This window comes from uncultured Bradyrhizobium sp., assembly GCF_936928535.1.
Lineage (GTDB): Bacteria > Pseudomonadota > Alphaproteobacteria > Rhizobiales > Xanthobacteraceae > Bradyrhizobium.
Map to the genome: position 1 here is coordinate 1 of NZ_CAKZHY010000076.1, position 18,716 is coordinate 18,716.

The window sequence follows — 18,716 nt, forward strand, 5'->3', positions numbered from 1 at the left end:
GGGCCGTCGCCCTTCGAGGGCCGCTGAAGAAGCGGCCACCTCAGGGTGACGGTGAGAGATTGGGACCCTCACACCACATCGTCGGGCGCCAGCGCACATCCGTTATCCGGATGCCTCTCGATCTGCAGCGTGGTGTGGCCGATGCGGAAGCTCGTCTTCAGCTGCTGCGCGGTCTCCATCAGGAACGCATCGACGGTGCCTGCGGGCATCACGAGATGACAGGTCAGCGCGGTCTCGGTGGTGGAAATCGGCCAGACGTGGAGATCGTGGATCGCCGAGACGCCGGGACGCGCCAGCAGGAACGCCTTGATCGCGGCGAGGTCGGTGCCCCTGGGCGCGGCCGCCATGGACATGTCGATGGAGCCGCGCAACAGGTTGGTCGTGCCCCAAAGGATGCTGGCGCAGATGACGAGGCTGGTGACGGGGTCGAGCCAGAGCCATCCGGTCCAGATGATCAGCGCCGCCGAGATCACGACGCCGAGTGAGACCGCGGCGTCGGCAGCCATGTGCAGATAGGCGCCCTCGATATTGATGTCGTCCTTGCGACCGCTCGCAAACAGCATCGCGGTAAAGCCGTTGACGAGGATGCCGATGCCGGCGACCACCATCACGGTCACACCCGCGACCGGCTCCGGCTCGCGCAGCCGCAGGATCGCCTCCCAGCCAATTGCGCCGGTTGCGACGAGGAGAAACACGGCATTCGCGAGTGCCGCGAGGATCGTGGAGGCGCGAAAGCCATAGGTGAAGCGGCCGCTCGGCGCGCGCTTTGCCGCGACCGAGGCGCCCCAGGCCACGACGAGGCCGAGCACATCGGACAGATTATGGCCGGCGTCGGCGAGCAGTGCGGTGGAATTGCCGAGATAGCCGTAGACCGCCTCAGCCACGACCAGCGCGGTGTTGAGCGTGATGCCGATCGCGAACGCCTTGCCGAAATTGGCGGGCGCATGGACATGCGCGTGACCGTGACCCTGGGAATGATCGTGGCCGTGATTATGCGCGTGGTCGTGGTCATGGTGGTGATGACCGTGATGGTCGTGGCTACCCAAACCTGGCGCTCCCGGCTTCAGTCAAATCAGGTGCCATTGTAGGCGTTTCGCCCGCGCCGTCACGCCGGAACAGCAGATAGAGCGCTGGCAGCACCAGCAATGTCAGGACGGTCGAAGAGATGATGCCGCCGATCACGACGGTGGCGAGCGGCCGCTGCACCTCGGCACCGGCGCCGGTCGCAAGCGCCATCGGCACGAAGCCGAGGGAGGCAACCAGCGCCGTCATCAGCACCGGGCGCAGCCGTGTCAACGCGCCCTCGCGCACGGCCTCGGCGACCGGACGCCCCTCGCTGCGGAGCCGTTCGATGAAGGCGATGATGACGAGGCCATTGAGCACGGCGACGCCTGACAGCGCGATGAAGCCGACCCCGGCGCTGATCGACAGCGGAATGCCGCGCAGCAGGAGCGCTGCGACACCGCCGGTCAGCGCCAGCGGCACACCGGAGAACACCAGTGCGGCGTCCGCCGCCGATCCCATTCCCATGAACAGCAGCAGGAACACCAGCGCGAGCGCCACAGGCACCACGATCGTCAGCCGCTTGCTGGCGGAGACCAGTTGTTCGAACTGGCCACCCCAGCCGATCCAGTAGCCCGGCGGCAGCTTGACCTTTTCGGCAAGGGCGGCTTGCGCTTCCGTCACGAAGGAGCGCAGGTCACGCCCGCGCACATTGGCCATGACAACCACGCGGCGCTTGCCGTTCTCGCGGCTGATCTGATTGGGGCCGGGCGCGATCTCGATCGCGGCCACGGAGGACAGCGGCACATAGCGGAGCGCCGAACCCGATGCGCCAGACCAGGCGGTTTTCGTGACGGTCGCTGCATCCTCGGCCGGCGGCAGCGGAATCGGCAGCGATCTGATCGCGTCAGGGTCGGCCCGCAGGCTCTCCGGCAGCCGCACCACGATGTCAAAGCGGCGGTCGCCCTCGAACAGCTTTCCGACCGGTTTGCCACCGATCGCGATCTCGACGAGGTTCTGCACTTCGCTGAGGCTGAGGCCGTAGCGTGACAGCGCCTGGCGGTCGAGCTTGACGGTGAGGATCGGCAGGCCCGCGATTTGCTCGGTCTTGACGTCGGCCGCGCCCTCGATGCCACGCACGACGCCATTGACCTGCTGCGCAACATTGGCCAGCACATCGAGATCGTCGCCAAAAATCTTGACGCCGACGTCGCTGCGGATGCCGGCGATGAGCTCGTTGAAGCGCATCTGGATCGGCTGGGTCATGCCGTAGGCGGTGCCGGGCAGGGTGTTGGCGGCGCGTTCGATCGCCTCGATCACCTCATTCTTCGGCTTGGCGGGATCGGGCCATTCCTCGCGCGGTCTCAGCGTGACATAGGTGTCGGCGACGTTCGGCGGCATCGGATCGTTGGCGATCTCCGCGGTGCCGATCTTGGAGAAGATGGTTGCCACCTCCGGAACCTGCTTCACCGCCTTCTCCAGCCGCAACTGCATGTCGACGCTCTGGGTCAGGCTGGTGCCGGGAATCCGGATCGTCTCGATGGTGATGTCGCCTTCATCGAGGCTCGGGATGAACTCGCCGCCCATCCGCGTTGCGGCAAACAGGCTGGCGGCGACGATCAGCACGACGCCGAGCGCGACGCTGCGCCGATAGCGGATGGCGCGATCGAGCAGCGGCAGATAGACGCGCTTCGCCGCGCGCATGAAGATGTTCTCCGTCTCCGAGACCTTGCCGGTCACGAAGATCGCAACCGCGGCCGGGACGAAGGTGACCGACAGCAGCGCGGCGCCGGCGAGCGCCATCAGCACGGTCAGCGCCATCGGCGTGAACATCTTGCCCTCGGTCCCGGTCAGAGTCAGGACCGGGAGGTAGACCACGGCTATGATGAGCGTGCCGAACAGGCTCGGCTTGATCACCTCGCTGCTCCCCTCGGCAATGGTCTGGAGCCGTTCCTCCAGCGTCAGCAACCGGCCGCGCCGGTGCTGCTCGAAAGCCAGCAGCCGCAGGCAGTTCTCGACGATGATGACCGCGCCGTCGACGATGATGCCGAAGTCGATGGCACCTAAGCTCATCAGGTTGGCGCTCACCTTGCTCTCGACCATGCCCGTGATGGTGAACAACATGGAGAGCGGGATGACGCAGGCGGTGATCAGCGCGGCGCGGATATTGCCGAGGATCAGGAATAGAACCGCGATGACGAGTGCAGCGCCCTCGACGAGATTTTTCTCGACGGTCTGGATGGTCGCTTCGACCAGATGCGTGCGGTCGTAGACTGCGTGCGCGATCACACCGTCGGGCAGGGATTTCGCGATCTCGCCCAGCCTTGCGGCGACGCGCTGGGCCACCGCGCGGCTGTTCTCGCCGATCAGCAACATGGCCGTCCCGAGCACCGTCTCGCTGCCGTTCGCCGTGGCCGCGCCGGTGCGCAGGTCCTGACCCTCCCTGACCTCGGCGACGTCGCGGATGCGGACCGGTACGCCGCCGCGCGAGCCGATCACGATGTCGCTGATATCGGCGATGTCGGCAACCTGGCCGGGGGCGCGAACGAGATATTGCTCGCCATTGCGCTCGATATAGCCGGCGCCGACATTGGCATTGTTGGCCGCGAGCGCGGTCATGATGTCGCGGAAGCCGAGCTTGTAGGCCATCAGGCGGCCGGGGATCGGCAGCACGTGGAATTGCCGCTCATAGCCGCCGATCGAGTTGACCTCGATCACGCCGGGAATGGTGCGCAACTGCGGCTTGATGATCCAGTCCTGGATGGTGCGGAGTTCCGTCGGCGTGAAATCGGCGCCGCTCGGCGACTTCGCGCCGGCCTTGGCTTCGACCGAATAGACATAGATCTCGCCGAGCCCGGTCGAGATCGGTCCCATCGCGACTTCGGTGCCGGCAGGCAATTGATCCCTGGCCTGCTGGATGCGCTCGTTGACGAGCTGCCGCGCGAAATAGATGTCGGTCCCATCCTGGAATACGACCGTGACCTGGCTCAGGCCGTAACGCGAGATCGAGCGGGTGTAATCGAGTTTTGGCAGGCCGCCCATCGCGGTCTCGATCGGGAAGGTGATGCGCTGCTCGGCCTCGAGCGGCGACAGGCCCGGCGCACGCGTGTTGATCTGCACCTGAACGTTGGTGACATCAGGGACGGCATCGATCGGCAGACGGGTGAAATTCCAGACACCGAAGGCGCCGGCTGCGAGCGCAAGCAGCACCACCAGCCAGCGCTGGCGGACAGAGAAAGAGAGGAGCGCGTCAATCATGATCGGCGTCTCCCTTGCCCATCTCGGCCTTCACGACAAAGCTGTTGTCCGCGACGTAATGCTCTCCCACGGTGAGCCCCGCTTTGATCTCGACGAATTGCGGATCGGAATCGCCAAGCTCAACCGGGCGCGCCTCGATCTTGTCGCTGTCCTCGCGCACGAAGACGATGGTCCTGTTCTCCAGGGTCTGGATCGCGCTGCGCCGAACCGCGACCGCGACATTGCGGGCGGCGAGGACCAGCCGCGCCGTGACGAACAGGCCGGGACGCAGGCGTCCGTCGGGATTTGGCAGCACGACGCGGGCGAGCGCGGTCTGGGTCTCGCTCGAGCCGATCGGCGCGATGTAGGAGATCTTGCCCTTGATATCGCCGCGTCCGTCGTCGGGATCGATCAGCACCTCGTCGCTGAGGCGCACCCGCTTGAGGTCCTGCCGGTAGATCGAGAGGTCGACCCAGATGGTCGAGAGGTCGGCGACGACGAAGGCCGGCTTCTGCTCCGAGGCATATTCGCCGAGCGAAATCTGCCGGTCGATGATGGTGCCTGGTATCGGCGCCTTCAGCTCGTAGACGGTGAGGCTCTGGTTACTCTCGATGCTCGCGAGCAGGTCGTCCTTGCCGACCTTGTCGCCGATGCGCTTCTGGATCGATTTTGCGAGGCCCGGAAAGCGCGGGGTGACCTGCACGACCGCTTCCTGGTTGGCGCGCAGGATGCCGTTGAAGGAGAGCGTGTCGGTCAGCGTGGCGCTCGCGGCTTCCGCCAGCGTCACGCCGGCGGCGGCCAGCTTGACGTCGGAGATACGAATGCGGTCGGCGCCATGCTCGTCCTGCTCGACATGATCGTTCGGCTTCTCCGGCTTCTTCTCCTCGGCGTGCTCGGTTGGGGCCACCCTGGCTGCCGCAAGCATGGAATAGCCGTAAGCGCCGAGCGCGGCGGCAATGACGGCAATGACAAGGGTCGAGGATGTCTTCATCGCGCGCTCTCCCGGGCCAGCGCAAAGGGATTGCCGACGAGGCCTTCGATGGTCGCGACGCCTGCGTGGAAGTTCTGCAGCGCCTCTTGTTCGCGGAGCCGCGCCTGCGTCACGCTCGCCTGGGCGTCGAGCACTTCGAGCAGGGTAAAGCGACCCTGGCCGTAGCCTTGCGAGATCGCCTCGGCCGCCTCAGTTGCTTTGGGGATGGCGGTCTCGCGCAACACAGCGAGCTCACGCAGCGAGCCTTGGACCGAGTCATAGGCGCGTCCGGCGACCACGATCAGCGTGTTGCGGTTGGCCTCGCGCTCGGCCCGGGTCTTGGCGAGGCTTTCCTGCGCCGAGAGAATGTTGCCCTGGTTCTGGTCGAATACGGGGATCGGCACCGAGACGGTGAGACGCACGGCGTCGTCATTGGTCTCATTGAAATGACGCCAGCCGGCCGCGATCCTGACGTCGGGATAGGGTTTGAGCCGGGCCATCAGCAGCTCGGCATTGCGCTGCGCATAAACCGCGGTCCAGCGCACCAGCTGCGGATTGGCATCGATGGCTGTGACCACCGACTGGAAGGTCGGCGGCCGTCCCGTGATGTCGAGCCGGCCGGAGACCTCGCCGAATTTTGCCAGGGGATCGCCCATCAGCACCGCAAGCTCGCGCCGGGCGCTCGCCAGCATCGCCTTGAAGCGCTCGCGGTCGGCTTTCACCAGCGCGGAGGCAACCTCGGCGCGGCCGGTCTCGGCCGGAGAGGAGGCCCCGGCCTCGACGCGGCGATGCAGCAGCGGCGTCAGTCTATCGATTGCCGCGACCTGCTCGTCGAGGATCTGGATCCGCCGCTGCGCACTGAGCACGCTGAGGAAGGCGATCGCGGTCTCAGACAGCACTTCCAGTCTGGTCGCCTTGCGCTGGATCGCCGCAACTTCGATGCCGGCCGTGCCCGCGGCAATTCGGGCATCTCGCTTGCCGAACAACTCGAAGGCCTGGCTGATCTGGAGCGTGGTCTCGGCCGACTTCGTGCCGCGATAGATGCCGGAGCCAAACGAATTGTCCTGCTCATAGGACAGTTCCGGATTGAGCAGGGCGCCGGCCTGGATGCGCTGGCCGGTGGCGATACCGACATCACGCTCCGCCGCCGTGAGGCGGGGGCTCGCGGCCAGCGCGCGCGAGAGCGCGGCGCGCATGGTCAGGGTCTGGGCGTGCGAAGACAGCACCTGAGATGGGCTGATGAGAATAGCCATCGCGCACGCAAGGCGCGCGGCCGTCCGTCGGCAAGACATGAAGGTGACCTGTGAACAAGAGCATCATGGGCGCGCGGCGCCCGGCTGATCAGTTCAATCAGGACTTGGGGGGCGGGGAGTCCGTATCGGAAGCAATTCCGATCAGCGCCGACACGCGTTGCTGAACCGGCGCGGCCATGAGATCTGCAATCGCGTCGGATTGCTGCGGCTGCACGACAGCGACGGAAAAACAGCCGTGGCAGTGATGGCCTGCCAGCGCCTTGTGATCGCTATGGCCTCCATGGTCGAGGAACGATGCGATCCCCGAGCCGCCTGAGGGGCTGGTGACATCGATGTCGTGCGCGCCATGGAGCACGCCCGCAAGCAGGTACATCGTTGCAACCGCGACAGCCACCAGCCCGCGCCAGCTGCGCAGGGTCCAATAGCTACGGGGGCGGCTGATCGCGGGCACGAAATCACTCAGTTCCTGATCCGCCTCCGGTAGCATGACTGCCGGAACAGTGTCGACCCGCAACATTGTTACGTGTGGGGAACTCGATGTCGCACGGCAAGAACGAAAAGGCCCCAGCCTGGGGCTAACCGGCTGAGGCCTCTTGTGCTCACAATCTTCATCCGTTGGGACTTGCAGAGACAATTCAGGTCCCGCTGGTTCGTTCCGCACCGCTTGCAAAATTTAGGAACGTTCTCCGCTCCCCCTCATTAGCGCCCCGGAGCTGATGAGGAGGAAGGGACTATGGACGGACTGATCTATCTGATCGGCCTGATCGTCGTGATCATGGCGATCTTGTCGTTCTTCGGCCTGCGTTGAGAGACCTGCTATGGCGATCGAAACTCTCATGCAGGATAATGTGACGGAGGGCGGCTTCATCGCCGCCGAGGAGCGGCGGAGCATCCAGTGGAGCTCCGTCATCGCCGGCGCTTTTGCGTCGGGCGCAATGTCGTTCATTCTGGTCAGCTTTGGCGTGGCCATCGGCCTCGGTGTCAGCTCGGCCTCGCCGACCTGGCGCGATGCCTCGTCCGCGCTGGCTCTGTTGTCCGGACTGTATCTGATCATCCAGGCGATCGTCAGTTTTGGCTTCGGCGGCTACATCGCCGGCCGCACGGCTCGGCCGGCGCCCGCCTTGGCAACGATCGAGGAGGACGGCGAGCGGCGCGACGGGCTGCACGGGCTGACGTCATGGGCGCTCGCCGTGTTGATCGGTGCGGCGCTGCTGGCGATCATCGGTGCGGCGGCGCTCGACCGGTCTCCGATGCGCAGCGGAGCCGGCAATGCGACCTCCGCCGAGCCTTTGCTCAGCTATGAGCTCGACAAGCTATTCCGCGCCCCACGCCGGCCACCTAACACCGACATGCGGGAAGCCCGTGCCGAAGCCGGCCGTATTCTGATGACCACATCGAGCCACAGTGGCATCAGCGTCGATGATCGCGCCTATCTGATTCAGCAGGTTGCCGCGCTGACGGGATTGGGTGCGCCCGACGCCGAACGGCGTGTCGATGCTTCGATCGTCGAGGCCCATGCCGCAATCAGCCGCGCCAGGCGCAATTCCGTGATCGTCGCCTTCTCGATTGCAGCGGCGGCGCTGATCGGCGCCGCGGTGGCCTGGGCCGCGGCCGTGGCGGGTGGGCGGCACCGCGATGGCGAGCCGCTGCCGAACTGGATGGCAAGCTCCAACCGCTTCCATCGCAGGCGGCGCGCGATGCCGGTGCCGTAAAGGAGAAGGCCTTAGGCCTTCTCCTCCCAGATCATCGCCAGATGCACGATGGTCTGGACGGCCTTTTCCATGTCCTGCCGGCTCACCCATTCGAGCCGCGAGTGAAACGCGTGCTCGCCGGCGAAGATGTTGGGGCAGGGCAGGCCCATGAAGGAGAGGCGCGAGCCGTCGGTGCCGCCGCGGATCGCGGTGCGCATCGGGCGCAGGCCGGCCCGGCGGATCGCCTCGATCGCATATTCGAGGATATGCGGGTACCGATCGATCACCTGCTTCATGTTGCGGTACTGCTCTCGCACCTCGAACTTGTAGGTCGAGCGCGGGTAGTCCTTCATCACGTCCTTGACGATGCCCTCGAGCAGGGCCTCCTTTTCCTTCAGCCCTTCCTCGGTGAAGTCGCGGACGATGAAGGAGAGCCTCGCCTGTTCCAGCGCGCCTTCGATGCCGACCGGATGCAAGAAGCCCTGCTTGCCTGAGGTCGTCTCGGGCGAGCAGCCCTCCTTCGGCAGACGCTCGACGATGGCAGCGGCGATCTTGATGGCGTGCTCCATCTTGCCCTTGGCGTATCCAGGATGCGCGCTGACGCCCGTGATGGTGATGGTGGCGCCGTCGGCGGAGAAGGTTTCGTCCTCGACGCTGCCGGCGCTCTCGCCGTCCATGGTGTAGCCGAAGTCGGCGCCAAGCTTCTTGATGTCGACATTGTCGACGCCGCGGCCGATCTCTTCATCCGGCGTGAACAGGATCTTGATGGTGCCGTGCTTCACATCGGGATTGTTGATGAAGAAATGCGCGGCATCCATGATCTCGGCGACACCTGCCTTGTTGTCGGCGCCGAGTAGCGTGGTGCCGTCGGTGGTGATGATGTCGTTGCCGATCTGGTTCTTCAGCGCGTGATGCTCGGTGAAGCGGATCACCTGGGTGATGTCGCCGGGCAAGGTGATGTCGCCGCCGCGATAGTTCTTCACGACCTGCGGCTTGACACCTTTGCCGGTGACGTCGGGCGACGTGTCCATGTGCGAGCAGAAGCAGATCACCGGCACCTTCTTGTCGGTGTTTGCCGGGATCGTCGCGTAGACGTAGCCATAATCGTCGAGATGAGCATCCGTGATGCCCATGGCCTTCAGCTCGGTGACGAGAACGCGGCCGAGATCCTTTTGCTTCTCGGTCGAGGGCGAGGCCGGGGAATGCGGATCGGATTGGGTGTCGATGGTGACATAGCGCAGGAAGCGCTCGGTCACGGTATGCGTGAAGGTCAGGGACATTTCTGGTCAAACCGCCGGGGCTTTGGGGGAGCAGGTGTTGGGAAGCAGCGGGTATACCAGAAAGCGGGCGGCGTTGCGGCACCAGCGACGCCGGTCAGGCTTAACGAAGCGTAAGCGCTCAGATCGCCTCTTTCAGCTCCTTGACCGGGCGGAACGCGACCTTCTTGCTGGCCTTGATGTGGATGGCTTCGCCCGTGGCCGGATTACGGCCGGTGCGGGCGGCGCGCTTGCGGACCTGGAGGATGCCGAGCCCGACGATGCGGACGCGGTCGCCCTTCTTGAGGTGCTTGGTGATCAGGTCGACCATGTCGGTCAGGACCGCCTCGGCGCGCTTCTTCGAGAGGTCCTGGCTTTCCGCGATATCGGCGGCCAGGTGCTTTAGAGTGACGGTGGCGGGAGCGGCTGCCTTCTTCGCCGAATCCTTCTTACCCGAGTCCTTCTTACCCATGTCTGGCCTCCTCGATTCTTGCGGGGTCACGGGGAGAGGGCCTCGGAACCTTGCAAGTGACGGAAGGCGTAGACGATTCGGGACCGGACTGACTACATCGCGGGGCGAGGAAGGGCTGATCCCCGCACGTTGACGGTGCGACACGGGACTATTCCGGCTGTGGATGCCAACGTCCTTGACTTCACAATGTCACGCCTTTAAGTCCCCCCTCGTTCCGCGGACATCGCGTCACGCGGGAGTAGCTCAGTTGGTTAGAGCGCCGGCCTGTCACGCCGGAGGTCGCGGGTTCGAGCCCCGTCTCTCGCGCCATTTTTGGCGGACTTCTTCAGCCCCCTCGCATCCGACATCAGAATCCACACCACGCTGCGGTGCGATTCTGGCCGTCGGGCGATGAATTCACTTGGTCTCTCAAAGTCTTGGACGCTGATCTTCAGCTGACGCCGGAAAGCAAAAGGCCGCCCAAGGCGGCCATTGCATTCCAAATCGGACCTTTTTCTCGCAATCAGCGGATCTCGGAGGTCCCCGAGCTCGTGATCGCCACCGGCTTGCCGGCCTTGATCACGTGGGTGGACTGGGCGGTCTGGCTGAATTCGGCATTGGTGCGGGCTGCGATCCCGAAAGCGGCCACAGCGATGCCGGCCACCAGCGCCACCACCACGATCTTCAGGTGGGTACCCCGATCTGCAGAGTGAATTGAGTGGTTCATCGAAGCCTCCCGACGGGCTTTGGCGCCGTCTGTAGCTTCATGTCTTAAGGACCATCTGTTTCCGGATCGTTTCGCGGGTTCCGCAAAATGGTTTCATCTGTGGCAATTTTGCTGCTTTCCATCGCGCAGTCTTACCTGCCGCGTAATCGCACATGCCCCGTCCGTTCGTCATGATCGCTCCCATCGGCCGCGAACAATCCGGCGAGGGAGAAGCATCATGAACCGTCGAACCGTGCTCGAAGCCAGTTTTCTCGGAACCGCTTTGGCGGCGACGTCGGGCGCCAGCGCGTCAGCGGCGGCTCAGCCGGCTGCGCGATCGCCCTATGTGACTGCCAGGGACGGCACGAAGCTGTTCGTGCAGGACTGGGGCAACGGAAAGCCTGTGCTGCTGCTGTCGGCCTGGACCTTCAATGGCAGCGCCTGGGGCACCCAGATCGCAGCGCTGAACGAGAAAGGCTTTCGCTGTATCGCGCCCGACCGGCGCGGCCACGGCCGGTCCGAGATGCCGTCATCGGGCTACGATTTGGAGACGCTGACCAATGACGTCGCTGACATCATCGAGGCGCGCGATCTGAGCGACGTCACCCTGGTCGGTTTCTCCATGGGGACGAACGAGGCGGTGAACTATCTGGGGCGATACGGCTCGGACCGGATCGCAAGGCTGGTGCTGGTCTCACCGACAACGCCGTTCCTGGTCAAGACCGAGGACAATCCGGATGCGGTCCCGATGGCGATGATCGAGGCCGACAACGCGGCCGTCGCGCGCGACTTCGCCAAATGGATCGCAGCGAATGAAGCGCCGTTCTTCCTGCCCGAGACACCGGAGATCACGCGGACCTGGATCCGCGAGATGATGCTGAGCGTGCCGCTGCCGGTGGCGCTGGCGTGCCGCAAGGCAATCAGCTTCGCCGATCTCCGTGCCGCCGCGGCGAAGATCGATCGCCCGACGCTGATCCTTCATGGCGACAAGGATGCCAGCGCGCCGCTGCCCTTGACCGGCGCCAAGACTGCAAAGCTGATCAAGGGCAGCAAGCTGACCATCTACGAGGGCGGACCGCATCCGCTGCCGCTGACACATGGCGAGCGGGTGATTGCGGACATGCTGGCGTTCATGGCCGCCTGAGCGGGCTCAACTCGCCCTGACGATGTCGGCGCGGATGGTCCGCGCCGCCCAGACGAACAGCAACGCGCCGAGCGTGGTCGTGACTGCCGCCGAGAGCAGGGAATAGCGCACGGCGTCCGCGCCGTACGCGCCCTTCAGCGCGTCATTAACCACGCCGACGGCGAGGGGGCCGACGCCCTGGCCGAAGCAGGTCGCGGTGAGCGCGATCAGCGCCGAAGCCAGCGCCCGCATGCTCGGTTTTGCAACCGTCTGCGCGATCGCAAAGATCGGGCCGAGATGGAAGCCGACCAGGAACGAGGTCAGCGCCAGCATGGCGACCATCATCGCAAAATCCTGCGTCAGCATGCACACAGCAAAGACGGGGCCGGCGAGGCCCGAGGTGATCGCCGGCGCCCACAGCTTCCAGCGGTCGTCGCGGCGGCTCACTTGCGCCACCATGAAGCCGCCGAGCAGGGTGCCCGCCATGCCGGCGAGGCCCTTGAAGGTGCCGGCGTAGGTGCCGATCTCGGCGCTCGACAAATGATGCACGCGCGCCAGGAACGGCGGGATCCAGGCGGCCGTGGCGTAGTTCGTGTAGGTCGTGAGACAGAAGCCGACCAGCACGATCACAAAACTTTGCTGCGAGGCGAGGAAGCGCAGCGTCGGTCCGAGCGGCTCGGGCACGAAGCTTTCCTGCATCGCGCCGCGCTTCGGCTCGGAGATCGTCAGCCACAGGATAGCCGCCAGCAGGATGCCGGGCAGGCCCGCGACGTAGAAGGCCATCCGCCAGCCATAGTGCTGGTTGATATAGCCACCGATGAAATAGCCGAGAAAGACGCCGAGATAGGTGCCGATGGCGTAGATGCCGAGCGCGCGCGGGCGCTCGTTCTTGGCAAAGAGGTCGGCGACGATCGATTGCGAGGCCGGTGAGCCCGCGGATTCGCCGATGCCGACGCCGATCCTCGCAAACGCGAGCGCCGTCACGCTCGACGCGGCGCCGCACAGCGCCGTCATCGCGCTCCAGAACGCGAACGCCAGCGCCACGATGTTGCGGCGGTTGAGCCGGTCGGCGACGCGTGCGATGGGAATGCCGAGCAACGAATAAAACAGCGCGAAGCCGAAGCCCGCGAGCAGGCCCATCATGGTGTCGCTGAGCTGGAACTCCTTCTTGATCGGCTCGATCAGGACATTGAAGATCGTGCGGTCGAGAAAGTTCAGCGCGTAGATGGTGGTGAGCAGGGCCAGCACGTAATAGCGCCGCGCCGTGGGTTTCTCCGCGGCGGTCGTCTGCACCGACATTTGTGACGTCATCTCGACCATCGCTCCCCCCAATGTGTCTTTGTTATCGTTGTCGGTCCAGCCCCCGATCGGAGCGGGAGATCAGCCTTCGCGGATGTAATTCCCCGCTTCGAATTCCACCGGTGGCGCGCTTGCTTCGAAGGACACTCCGATCGGGTCACGCCCCGCTTCCATCGCTTCCAGCTGCTCGCCCAGCATGCGCCGGATCATCAGGATGCCGCGGTCGCTCTGGCCGAAATGCTCCTCGGAATGAACGGTCACCGGGCCCTGGCCGACCTGGGCCTCGTAATCGCCCGGGAATTGCTGGTGCTCCTGCTCCGTCATGTCCCACCAGAATTTTCCGTTGAACTTCGAGCGCATGCGGCCGATGTCGCCTGATGTCTTGACGCGGCCGGCGACGTAGATGCGGAACGAGGTGTCATCGATCGGCAGCGTCCAGCCGATTGACTCGACGCGGGCGAATTGTGCGACGCGCGGATTGGGCACGACGCGGAGAGTGGGGAGGGCGGCTTCGGTGACGCGATAAAACACACGGCCGTCGTCCTGCTTGCGGATCGAGCGCACGGCGATGCCGCGCGGCGTCTTGTCGAACGTCACCTCCGGCATCGAGGCCATCATGTTGGTGAATTGCGGGCCCGAGAACGAGCCGTGCAGGACAGGCACGTGATAGGGATCGACAACGTTCTCGAAATGCTGGAGCCAGTTGCAGGGAATGACCGCTGGTCCGCCGCCGCCGATCGATGAATCGTCGGCCTCGACGAACTCGCCGTCGTCCATGTTGTCCAGGCACTCGTAAGCCGGCAACACCGGGCGTTTCCCGGCCGGGCCCATATAGGCGAAGATCAGCCCGTAACGTTCCTCGACCGGATACCAGGGCTGGCGCACCTTGTCCTTGAACTGGCCGCCATCGGGCTCGCAGGGCTGCTCCAGGCAATGGCCCTCGGTGTCGAACTTCCAGCCGTGATAGCAGCAGCGGATGCCATCGTCCTCGACCTTGCCGTAATAGAGCGTGGTGCCGCGGTGACAGCAGCGGGCGTGGAGCAGGCCGACGCGGCCGTTCCTGTCGCGGAACAGGATCAGATCCTCGCCGAGCGCGCGCACTTTCTTCGGGGTGTCGGTGGCGTCGCTGACAAGACCGACCGGATGCCAGTAGCGGCGCAGCAATTCGCCCATCGGCGTGCCGCGCACGACCGAGGTGAGCTCGGTGCGCGTATGCGCCGGCTTCATCGCATAGGCCGTGCCGAGATCGCGATCCCGCTGGGTGATCGTCATGTCTGGTCCTCCCGCCACAGGCCTTGGGTGGCCCGGTCGCTTTTGATGCGTTGACCCCAGTGAAAAATAATTCGATGACAATGTCAACGATCTTGCGCCTCGGATCCTGGTCGGGAGAGATTTTGGAGGTTGCGCTACCAAGGCTCGACGACCACTTGGCACGTCCGGGCTTTCTTGGCAGAGGTGGACCATGAGCCAGCCAATGAGCCAGACATCGAGCAGGGACGGGTCGACATCGTCCGATACGGACGACAATCATTCACCGGCCCCGATCACCGTGATGCTGTCGTCGCGGCTGATGGTGCTGGCCAATCTGCTCAAACGTGGCGCTATCCTGCGCTACAAGCGTCTCGCCGGCTTGTCCTCCGTCGAGTTCGGCCTGGTCGCCTCGCTCGGCCGCCGGCCGCCGATGAGCGTGGCGCGGCTCGCGGAAGCCGTCGGCCAGGACAAGGGCCAGATCAGCCGCGCGCTGGCGGAACTCGTCGCGCGCAAGCTGATCGCGAAGTCGGCAAATCCGAAAGACAGTCGCGAGGTGCTGGTGTCGCTGACGGCGGCCGGTCTCGCCGCGCATGACGTGATCGTCGAAGGCGCGCAGGAACGCAACAGGATGCTGCTTGCGCAATTGAGCAGCGATGAGCTCGAGAAATTGCTCGCGCAGATCGATCGTCTCACCGCGACTGCAGAGGCGATGCTCGAAGCCGAGAAGATTTCGCGCTGATCTCTCGGCAATCTCCGGACATGTTGGATCGCTTCTAAGAGAGCCTCTAAGAGGCTTTCAATTAGGGGAACTGCACGCGCTCCCCTAAGCGTCACCGCAACGCATGCCGTCCTGGCGACAGGCGGCATGACGAGCAGTTGCACATCGGGGTGGCGCGTTGGACAGTCTTGGAATGCTGCGGTCCGCCGTATTGGCGTCCGCATCCGCTTGGGTTTTGATGCCGCAGGCATCGCTTGCACAATCATCGGCACCATCAGGCGCGCAAAGCCTGCCGCCGGTGAACGTGGCTGCACCGGAGCAGCGCCGCCGCCCGGCCGCATCTTCGCCGCGCCGCGCGCAGAGCCAGGTGCAGGTCGCCAATAGCCGCAAGCCACAGCCGCAACGCAATGTTGGTGTCGTCGAGAACCCGCGCGGCCCGGTGCAGGGCTACGTCGCAAGGCGCAGTTCGTCCAGCACCAAGACCAACACGCCGATCATGGAAACGCCGCAGGCGGTGTCGGTGATCGGCGCCGATCAGATCCGCGACCAGAAGCCGAACAAGCTCGACGAGGTGCTGCGCTACACCGCCGGCGTGCGCGCCGGCACGTTCGGCGCCGATACCCGCAACGACTGGTGGCTGATCCGTGGCTTCAAGTCCGATGATATCGGTCTGTTCCTCGACGGCATGCAGCTGTTCTACACGTCCTATGCGAGCTGGAAGCTCCAGCCCTCCAACATGGAACGGGTCGAGGTGCTCCGCGGTCCCTCGGCCGTGCTCTATGGCGGATCGAGCCCGAGCGGCATCGTCAACGTCATCAGCAAGACGCCGCCGACCGAGCCGGTCCGCACCGTCGAGACCGGCGTCAACAATTTCGGCAATGCCTATGTCGGCTTCGATGTCGGCGGCCCCGTCGCCACGCAAGCCCAGGACGGTAAGCAGGACGGCAAGCTGTTCTACCGTATCGTCGGCCAGGTCCAGAACGGCGGCACGCAGGTCAACTTCACGCCCGACAACAACTACTTCATCGCGCCGTCGTTCACCTGGAAGCCGGATGCCGACACCACGTTCACGGTGCTGGCTTCGGCCTCGAAGCAGGACACCCGCGGCATCAATTTCCTGCCCTATCAGGGCACGGTGACAAGCGCGCCGTTCGGCAAGATCCCCACCAGCTTCTTCGCCGGCGATCCCGGCGTCGACAAGTTCACGCGCGAGCAGGAGATGCTCGGCTACCAGTTCGAACGCAATCTCACCGACGACCTCACGTTCCGGCAGAATGCGCGCTTTGCCCATGTCGACCTGACCTATCGCGGTTTCATCGGCAACGGTTGGGACAACATCAACACGGCCACGATGGGCCGCTACAATTGGTACGCAAAGAACACCGCCAACCAAGCCAATCTCGACAACCAGCTGGAGTACCGCTTCGGCACCGGTCCGGTGAAGGGTTGATCTGAAGGGTTATCAGATCGACGACTATCAGGCGTTCAACTTCGGCACCGTGCCGTCCATCAACGTCTTGAATCCCGCCTATGGCCTGGACATTCCGCTCACGGGCGCACCATTCCGCAACTTCCTGATCACACAGAAGCAGGCCGGCACCTACGTCCAGGACCAGATGAATCTTGGCAACTTCACGCTGGTGTTGAGCGGCCGCAATGATTGGGTCGAGACGACGCAGGCGGCGCGCGACACCGGCGCAAACATGGCCCAACGCGACGACAGCAAATTCAGCGGGCGCGCCGGGCTGATTTACAATTTCGACAACGGCATCGCGCCCTACGTCTCCTATGCGACGAGCTACAATCCGATCATCGGCCTCAACGCGCAGAACCAGCTGTTCCTGCCCGAGACCGGCAAGCAGGCCGAGATCGGCGTAAAGATCGCACCCAAGGGGTTTGACGGCTATTTCACGGCGTCGGTGTTCGACCTGAAGCGGCAGAACGTGGCGACCACCGATCCCACGAATGTGCTGCTGCAGAACCAGACCGGCGAGGTGACCTCGCGCGGGATCGAGCTTGAAGCGGTGGCCAACGCGACGAAGGAGCTGAAGCTGATCGGCTCCTTCACTTCCTACCATCTGTTCACCAGCAAGGACCTCGATCCGACGCTGATCGGCAAGACGCCGACCAACACGCCCGAGATGCTGGTCTCGGGCTGGGCGGACTACACGTTCAGGGACGGACCACTGGAGGGCTTCGGTTTCGGCGGCGGCGTGCGCTACGTCGGCTCGTCCTGGGCCGACGCCGCCAACACGCTCGAGGTTCCCGCCGTCGTGCTCGGCGACCTTGCCGCTCACTACGAATGGCGGAACTGGCGCACCGCGCTCAACGTGATCAACCTGACCGACAAGATCTACGTTGCGAGCTGTGCTTCGGCCTCGTCCTGCTTCTACGGCGACCGTCGCCGCATCACCGCCAGTGTCTCCTACAAATGGTAGGATCGGGCGAGGGGAGGGATTTGTGAAGGCGCGCACGGTCAGGCTCTGGTCCGTGATCCACACCTGGACCAGCCTGACCTCGACATTGTTCCTGCTGTTGCTCTGCCTGACCGGCTTGCCGCTGATCTTTCATCACGAGATCGATGAGCTCCTGGGCTACGCCCCCCGGCCCGAAGCTCATGCGAGCGCGGCGCCCGCGACGCTCCAAGTCGTCGCCGACGCCGCGCTCGCCGCCGATCCAGGCCGCGTGTTGCAGTATGTTTCCTGGGACAAGGACGAGCCCGGGATCGTGATGGCCTTCACCAACAGCGCACCTGATGGTGCGCCCGACAACGCGACTGTACGAGCTTTCGACGCTGTCTCGTCCAGGTTGCTCGGTCCGGTCGGCGTCGGGCCGATGCTGATCGTGCTCAAGCTCCACACCGACATGTTTGCAGGACAAGCCGGAAAGCTGTTCCTCGGCGCGATGGGAATGCTGTTTGCCGTCGCGATCGTCTCCGGCGTGGTGCTGTACTGGCCGTTCACCCGTCGTCTGCGCTTTGCCACCATCCGCGATCGTCCCTCGCGCCGGGTTCGCTGGCTCGACTGGCACAATCTGATCGGCGTGGTGACGGTGGCCTGGGCGCTGGTGGTGGGCCTGACCGGCGTCGTCAATACCTGGGCCGAACTGATGCTCAGCCAGTGGAAGGCGACCGAGCTCGCCAGCATGGTAGCGCCCTATGCCGGCAAGCCGCCCCCTGTGCATCTCGCCTCGCTCGACCATGTGGTGGCGTGCGCGAAGCAAGCCGCTCCGGGCATGGAGGTCGCTTTCATCGCGTTCCCGGGAACGCCGTTCACCTCCTCACACCATTTCGCCGCCTTTATGCGCGGTGACACGGCCCTGACGGCTCGGCTGCTCAAGCCGGTCCTGCTCGATGGTGAAACCGGGGAGGTCGCCGATGCCAGGGCGCTCCCTTTCTATCTCCAGGCGCTGCTGATCTCGCAGCCGCTGCATTTCGGCGATTATGGCGGCACGCCGCTCAAGCTGATCTGGGCCGCGCTCGACGGGCTCACCATCATTGTGATCGGCAGCGGGCTCTATCTCTGGCTGGCGCGGCGGCGGAAGAGGGCGCCGGCCGGGAGTGACTCATTCGCCAGGCGAGCCCCGGCCTCGTCATGATGCATGGCTCCTCTGACCGCGCGCGCCTGTGGATACGTGTCTTTGCGGCACCTATCCTGCTCGCTGCCGCGACCGTGACAGGTCTCTTGGCTGCGTTGCTGTGGGGAACGGTTGGCCAGTATGTCGCCTGGGTGACGGTGGGGGCGCCGGTGGCGGTCGTTG

Annotated in this window: 14 protein-coding genes, 1 tRNA gene and 1 pseudogene; 6 read left to right on the forward strand and 10 right to left on the reverse strand. The window is 64.7% G+C overall.

Features of this window, described 5'->3' with window-relative positions:
• Positions 1-68: 68 nt before the first annotated feature.
• The 5 genes from Q0687_RS11530 to Q0687_RS11550 are packed head-to-tail and all read right to left on the reverse strand — an operon-like array spanning position 69 to position 6,835.
• Positions 69-1,046, reverse strand: coding sequence for a cation diffusion facilitator family transporter (locus Q0687_RS11530; protein ID WP_298876267.1), 978 nt, complete (start codon positions 1,044-1,046; stop codon positions 69-71).
• Positions 1,039-4,260 (reverse strand): CusA/CzcA family heavy metal efflux RND transporter, encoded by a 3,222-nt coding sequence (locus Q0687_RS11535; RefSeq protein WP_298876270.1) that lies wholly within the window; start codon positions 4,258-4,260, stop codon positions 1,039-1,041. The genes Q0687_RS11530 and Q0687_RS11535 overlap by 8 nt, the downstream gene beginning before the upstream one ends.
• The gene (gene ihpB, locus Q0687_RS11540; RefSeq protein WP_298876273.1) at positions 4,253-5,230 is read right to left on the reverse strand and encodes a divalent metal ion exporter adaptor subunit IhpB; all 978 of its coding nucleotides are present in this window, start codon (positions 5,228-5,230) and stop codon (positions 4,253-4,255) included. Before ihpB ends, Q0687_RS11535 begins: the two co-directional genes overlap by 8 nt.
• Positions 5,227-6,501, reverse strand: a complete 1,275-nt coding sequence (ihpA, locus tag Q0687_RS11545; protein WP_298876276.1) for a divalent metal ion exporter subunit IhpA — start codon at positions 6,499-6,501, stop codon at positions 5,227-5,229. The genes ihpB and ihpA overlap by 4 nt, the downstream gene beginning before the upstream one ends.
• Positions 6,502-6,559: 58 nt before the next feature.
• Complete coding sequence (locus Q0687_RS11550; RefSeq protein WP_298876392.1) at positions 6,560-6,835, reverse strand: hypothetical protein; 276 nt, start codon at positions 6,833-6,835, stop codon at positions 6,560-6,562.
• 445 nt (positions 6,836-7,280) lie between these two features.
• Between Q0687_RS11550 and Q0687_RS11555 the strand changes: the two genes are divergently transcribed.
• Positions 7,281-8,174 carry a hypothetical protein gene (locus Q0687_RS11555; protein WP_298876279.1) on the forward strand — a complete coding sequence of 298 codons (894 nt, stop codon included), beginning with the start codon at positions 7,281-7,283 and terminating at the stop codon, positions 8,172-8,174.
• A gap of 11 nt (positions 8,175-8,185) precedes the next feature.
• Here the strand turns inward: Q0687_RS11555 and pepT are convergent, their stop codons facing one another.
• Positions 8,186-9,433, reverse strand: a complete 1,248-nt coding sequence (gene pepT / locus Q0687_RS11560; protein ID WP_298876282.1) for a peptidase T — start codon at positions 9,431-9,433, stop codon at positions 8,186-8,188.
• A 118-nt stretch (positions 9,434-9,551) separates the two neighbouring features.
• Entirely contained in the window at positions 9,552-9,881 is a 330-nt protein-coding gene (locus tag Q0687_RS11565) for an HU family DNA-binding protein (protein ID WP_298876284.1), read from the reverse strand.
• A gap of 232 nt (positions 9,882-10,113) precedes the next feature.
• Between Q0687_RS11565 and Q0687_RS11570 the strand changes: the two genes are divergently transcribed.
• Positions 10,114-10,190: transfer RNA gene (locus Q0687_RS11570), tRNA-Asp, on the forward strand.
• A gap of 193 nt (positions 10,191-10,383) precedes the next feature.
• Here the strand turns inward: Q0687_RS11570 and Q0687_RS11575 are convergent.
• Positions 10,384-10,587 carry a hypothetical protein gene (locus Q0687_RS11575; RefSeq protein ID WP_237861871.1) on the reverse strand — a complete coding sequence of 68 codons (204 nt, stop codon included), beginning with the start codon at positions 10,585-10,587 and terminating at the stop codon, positions 10,384-10,386.
• 217 nt (positions 10,588-10,804) lie between these two features.
• On the opposite strand from Q0687_RS11575, the gene Q0687_RS11580 reads away from it, so the two are divergent.
• On the forward strand, positions 10,805-11,710 hold the full coding sequence (locus Q0687_RS11580) for an alpha/beta hydrolase (RefSeq protein WP_298876291.1): 906 nt from the start codon (positions 10,805-10,807) through the stop codon (positions 11,708-11,710).
• Between the two features lie 6 nt (positions 11,711-11,716).
• On the opposite strand, the gene Q0687_RS11585 is transcribed toward Q0687_RS11580, so the two are convergent.
• On the reverse strand, positions 11,717-13,009 hold the full coding sequence (locus Q0687_RS11585) for an MFS transporter (protein WP_363323945.1): 1,293 nt from the start codon (positions 13,007-13,009) through the stop codon (positions 11,717-11,719).
• Positions 13,010-13,069: 60 nt separating this feature from the next.
• Entirely contained in the window at positions 13,070-14,260 is a 1,191-nt protein-coding gene (locus Q0687_RS11590; protein ID WP_298876299.1) for an aromatic ring-hydroxylating dioxygenase subunit alpha, read from the reverse strand.
• A 202-nt stretch (positions 14,261-14,462) separates the two neighbouring features.
• Here Q0687_RS11590 and Q0687_RS11595 point away from each other — a divergent pair, with 202 nt between their 5' ends.
• The 3 genes and pseudogenes from Q0687_RS11595 to Q0687_RS11605 all read left to right on the forward strand — a co-directional run bounded on the left by Q0687_RS11595 (position 14,463) and on the right by Q0687_RS11605 (position 18,554).
• On the forward strand, positions 14,463-14,978 hold the full coding sequence (locus tag Q0687_RS11595) for a MarR family transcriptional regulator (RefSeq protein ID WP_298876302.1): 516 nt from the start codon (positions 14,463-14,465) through the stop codon (positions 14,976-14,978).
• A gap of 172 nt (positions 14,979-15,150) precedes the next feature.
• Positions 15,151-17,395: pseudogene (locus Q0687_RS11600) on the forward strand (TonB-dependent siderophore receptor).
• A gap of 22 nt (positions 17,396-17,417) precedes the next feature.
• Positions 17,418-18,554, forward strand: a complete 1,137-nt coding sequence (locus tag Q0687_RS11605) for a PepSY-associated TM helix domain-containing protein (RefSeq protein ID WP_298876304.1) — start codon at positions 17,418-17,420, stop codon at positions 18,552-18,554.
• Positions 18,555-18,716 lie beyond the last annotated feature (162 nt).

Excerpts from the sequence above, each read along its gene's own strand:
- Q0687_RS11550 (WP_298876392.1), bottom strand. The coding sequence starts at position 6,835 with ATGTACCTGCTTGCGGGCGTGCTCCATGGCGCGCACGACATCGATGTC.
- Q0687_RS11555 (WP_298876279.1), top strand. The coding sequence starts at position 7,281 with ATGGCGATCGAAACTCTCATGCAGGATAATGTGACGGAGGGCGGCTTC.
- Q0687_RS11580 (WP_298876291.1), top strand. The coding sequence starts at position 10,805 with ATGAACCGTCGAACCGTGCTCGAAGCCAGTTTTCTCGGAACCGCTTTG.
- Q0687_RS11575 (WP_237861871.1), bottom strand. The coding sequence starts at position 10,587 with ATGAACCACTCAATTCACTCTGCAGATCGGGGTACCCACCTGAAGATC.
- Q0687_RS11590 (WP_298876299.1), bottom strand. The coding sequence starts at position 14,260 with ATGACGATCACCCAGCGGGATCGCGATCTCGGCACGGCCTATGCGATG.
- Q0687_RS11535 (WP_298876270.1), bottom strand. The coding sequence starts at position 4,260 with ATGATTGACGCGCTCCTCTCTTTCTCTGTCCGCCAGCGCTGGCTGGTG.
- Q0687_RS11585 (WP_363323945.1), bottom strand. The coding sequence starts at position 13,009 with ATGGTCGAGATGACGTCACAAATGTCGGTGCAGACGACCGCCGCGGAG.
- ihpB (WP_298876273.1), bottom strand. The coding sequence starts at position 5,230 with ATGAAGACATCCTCGACCCTTGTCATTGCCGTCATTGCCGCCGCGCTC.
- Q0687_RS11565 (WP_298876284.1), bottom strand. The coding sequence starts at position 9,881 with ATGGGTAAGAAGGACTCGGGTAAGAAGGATTCGGCGAAGAAGGCAGCC.
- pepT (WP_298876282.1), bottom strand. The coding sequence starts at position 9,433 with ATGTCCCTGACCTTCACGCATACCGTGACCGAGCGCTTCCTGCGCTAT.
- ihpA (WP_298876276.1), bottom strand. The coding sequence starts at position 6,501 with ATGTCTTGCCGACGGACGGCCGCGCGCCTTGCGTGCGCGATGGCTATT.
- Q0687_RS11595 (WP_298876302.1), top strand. The coding sequence starts at position 14,463 with ATGAGCCAGACATCGAGCAGGGACGGGTCGACATCGTCCGATACGGAC.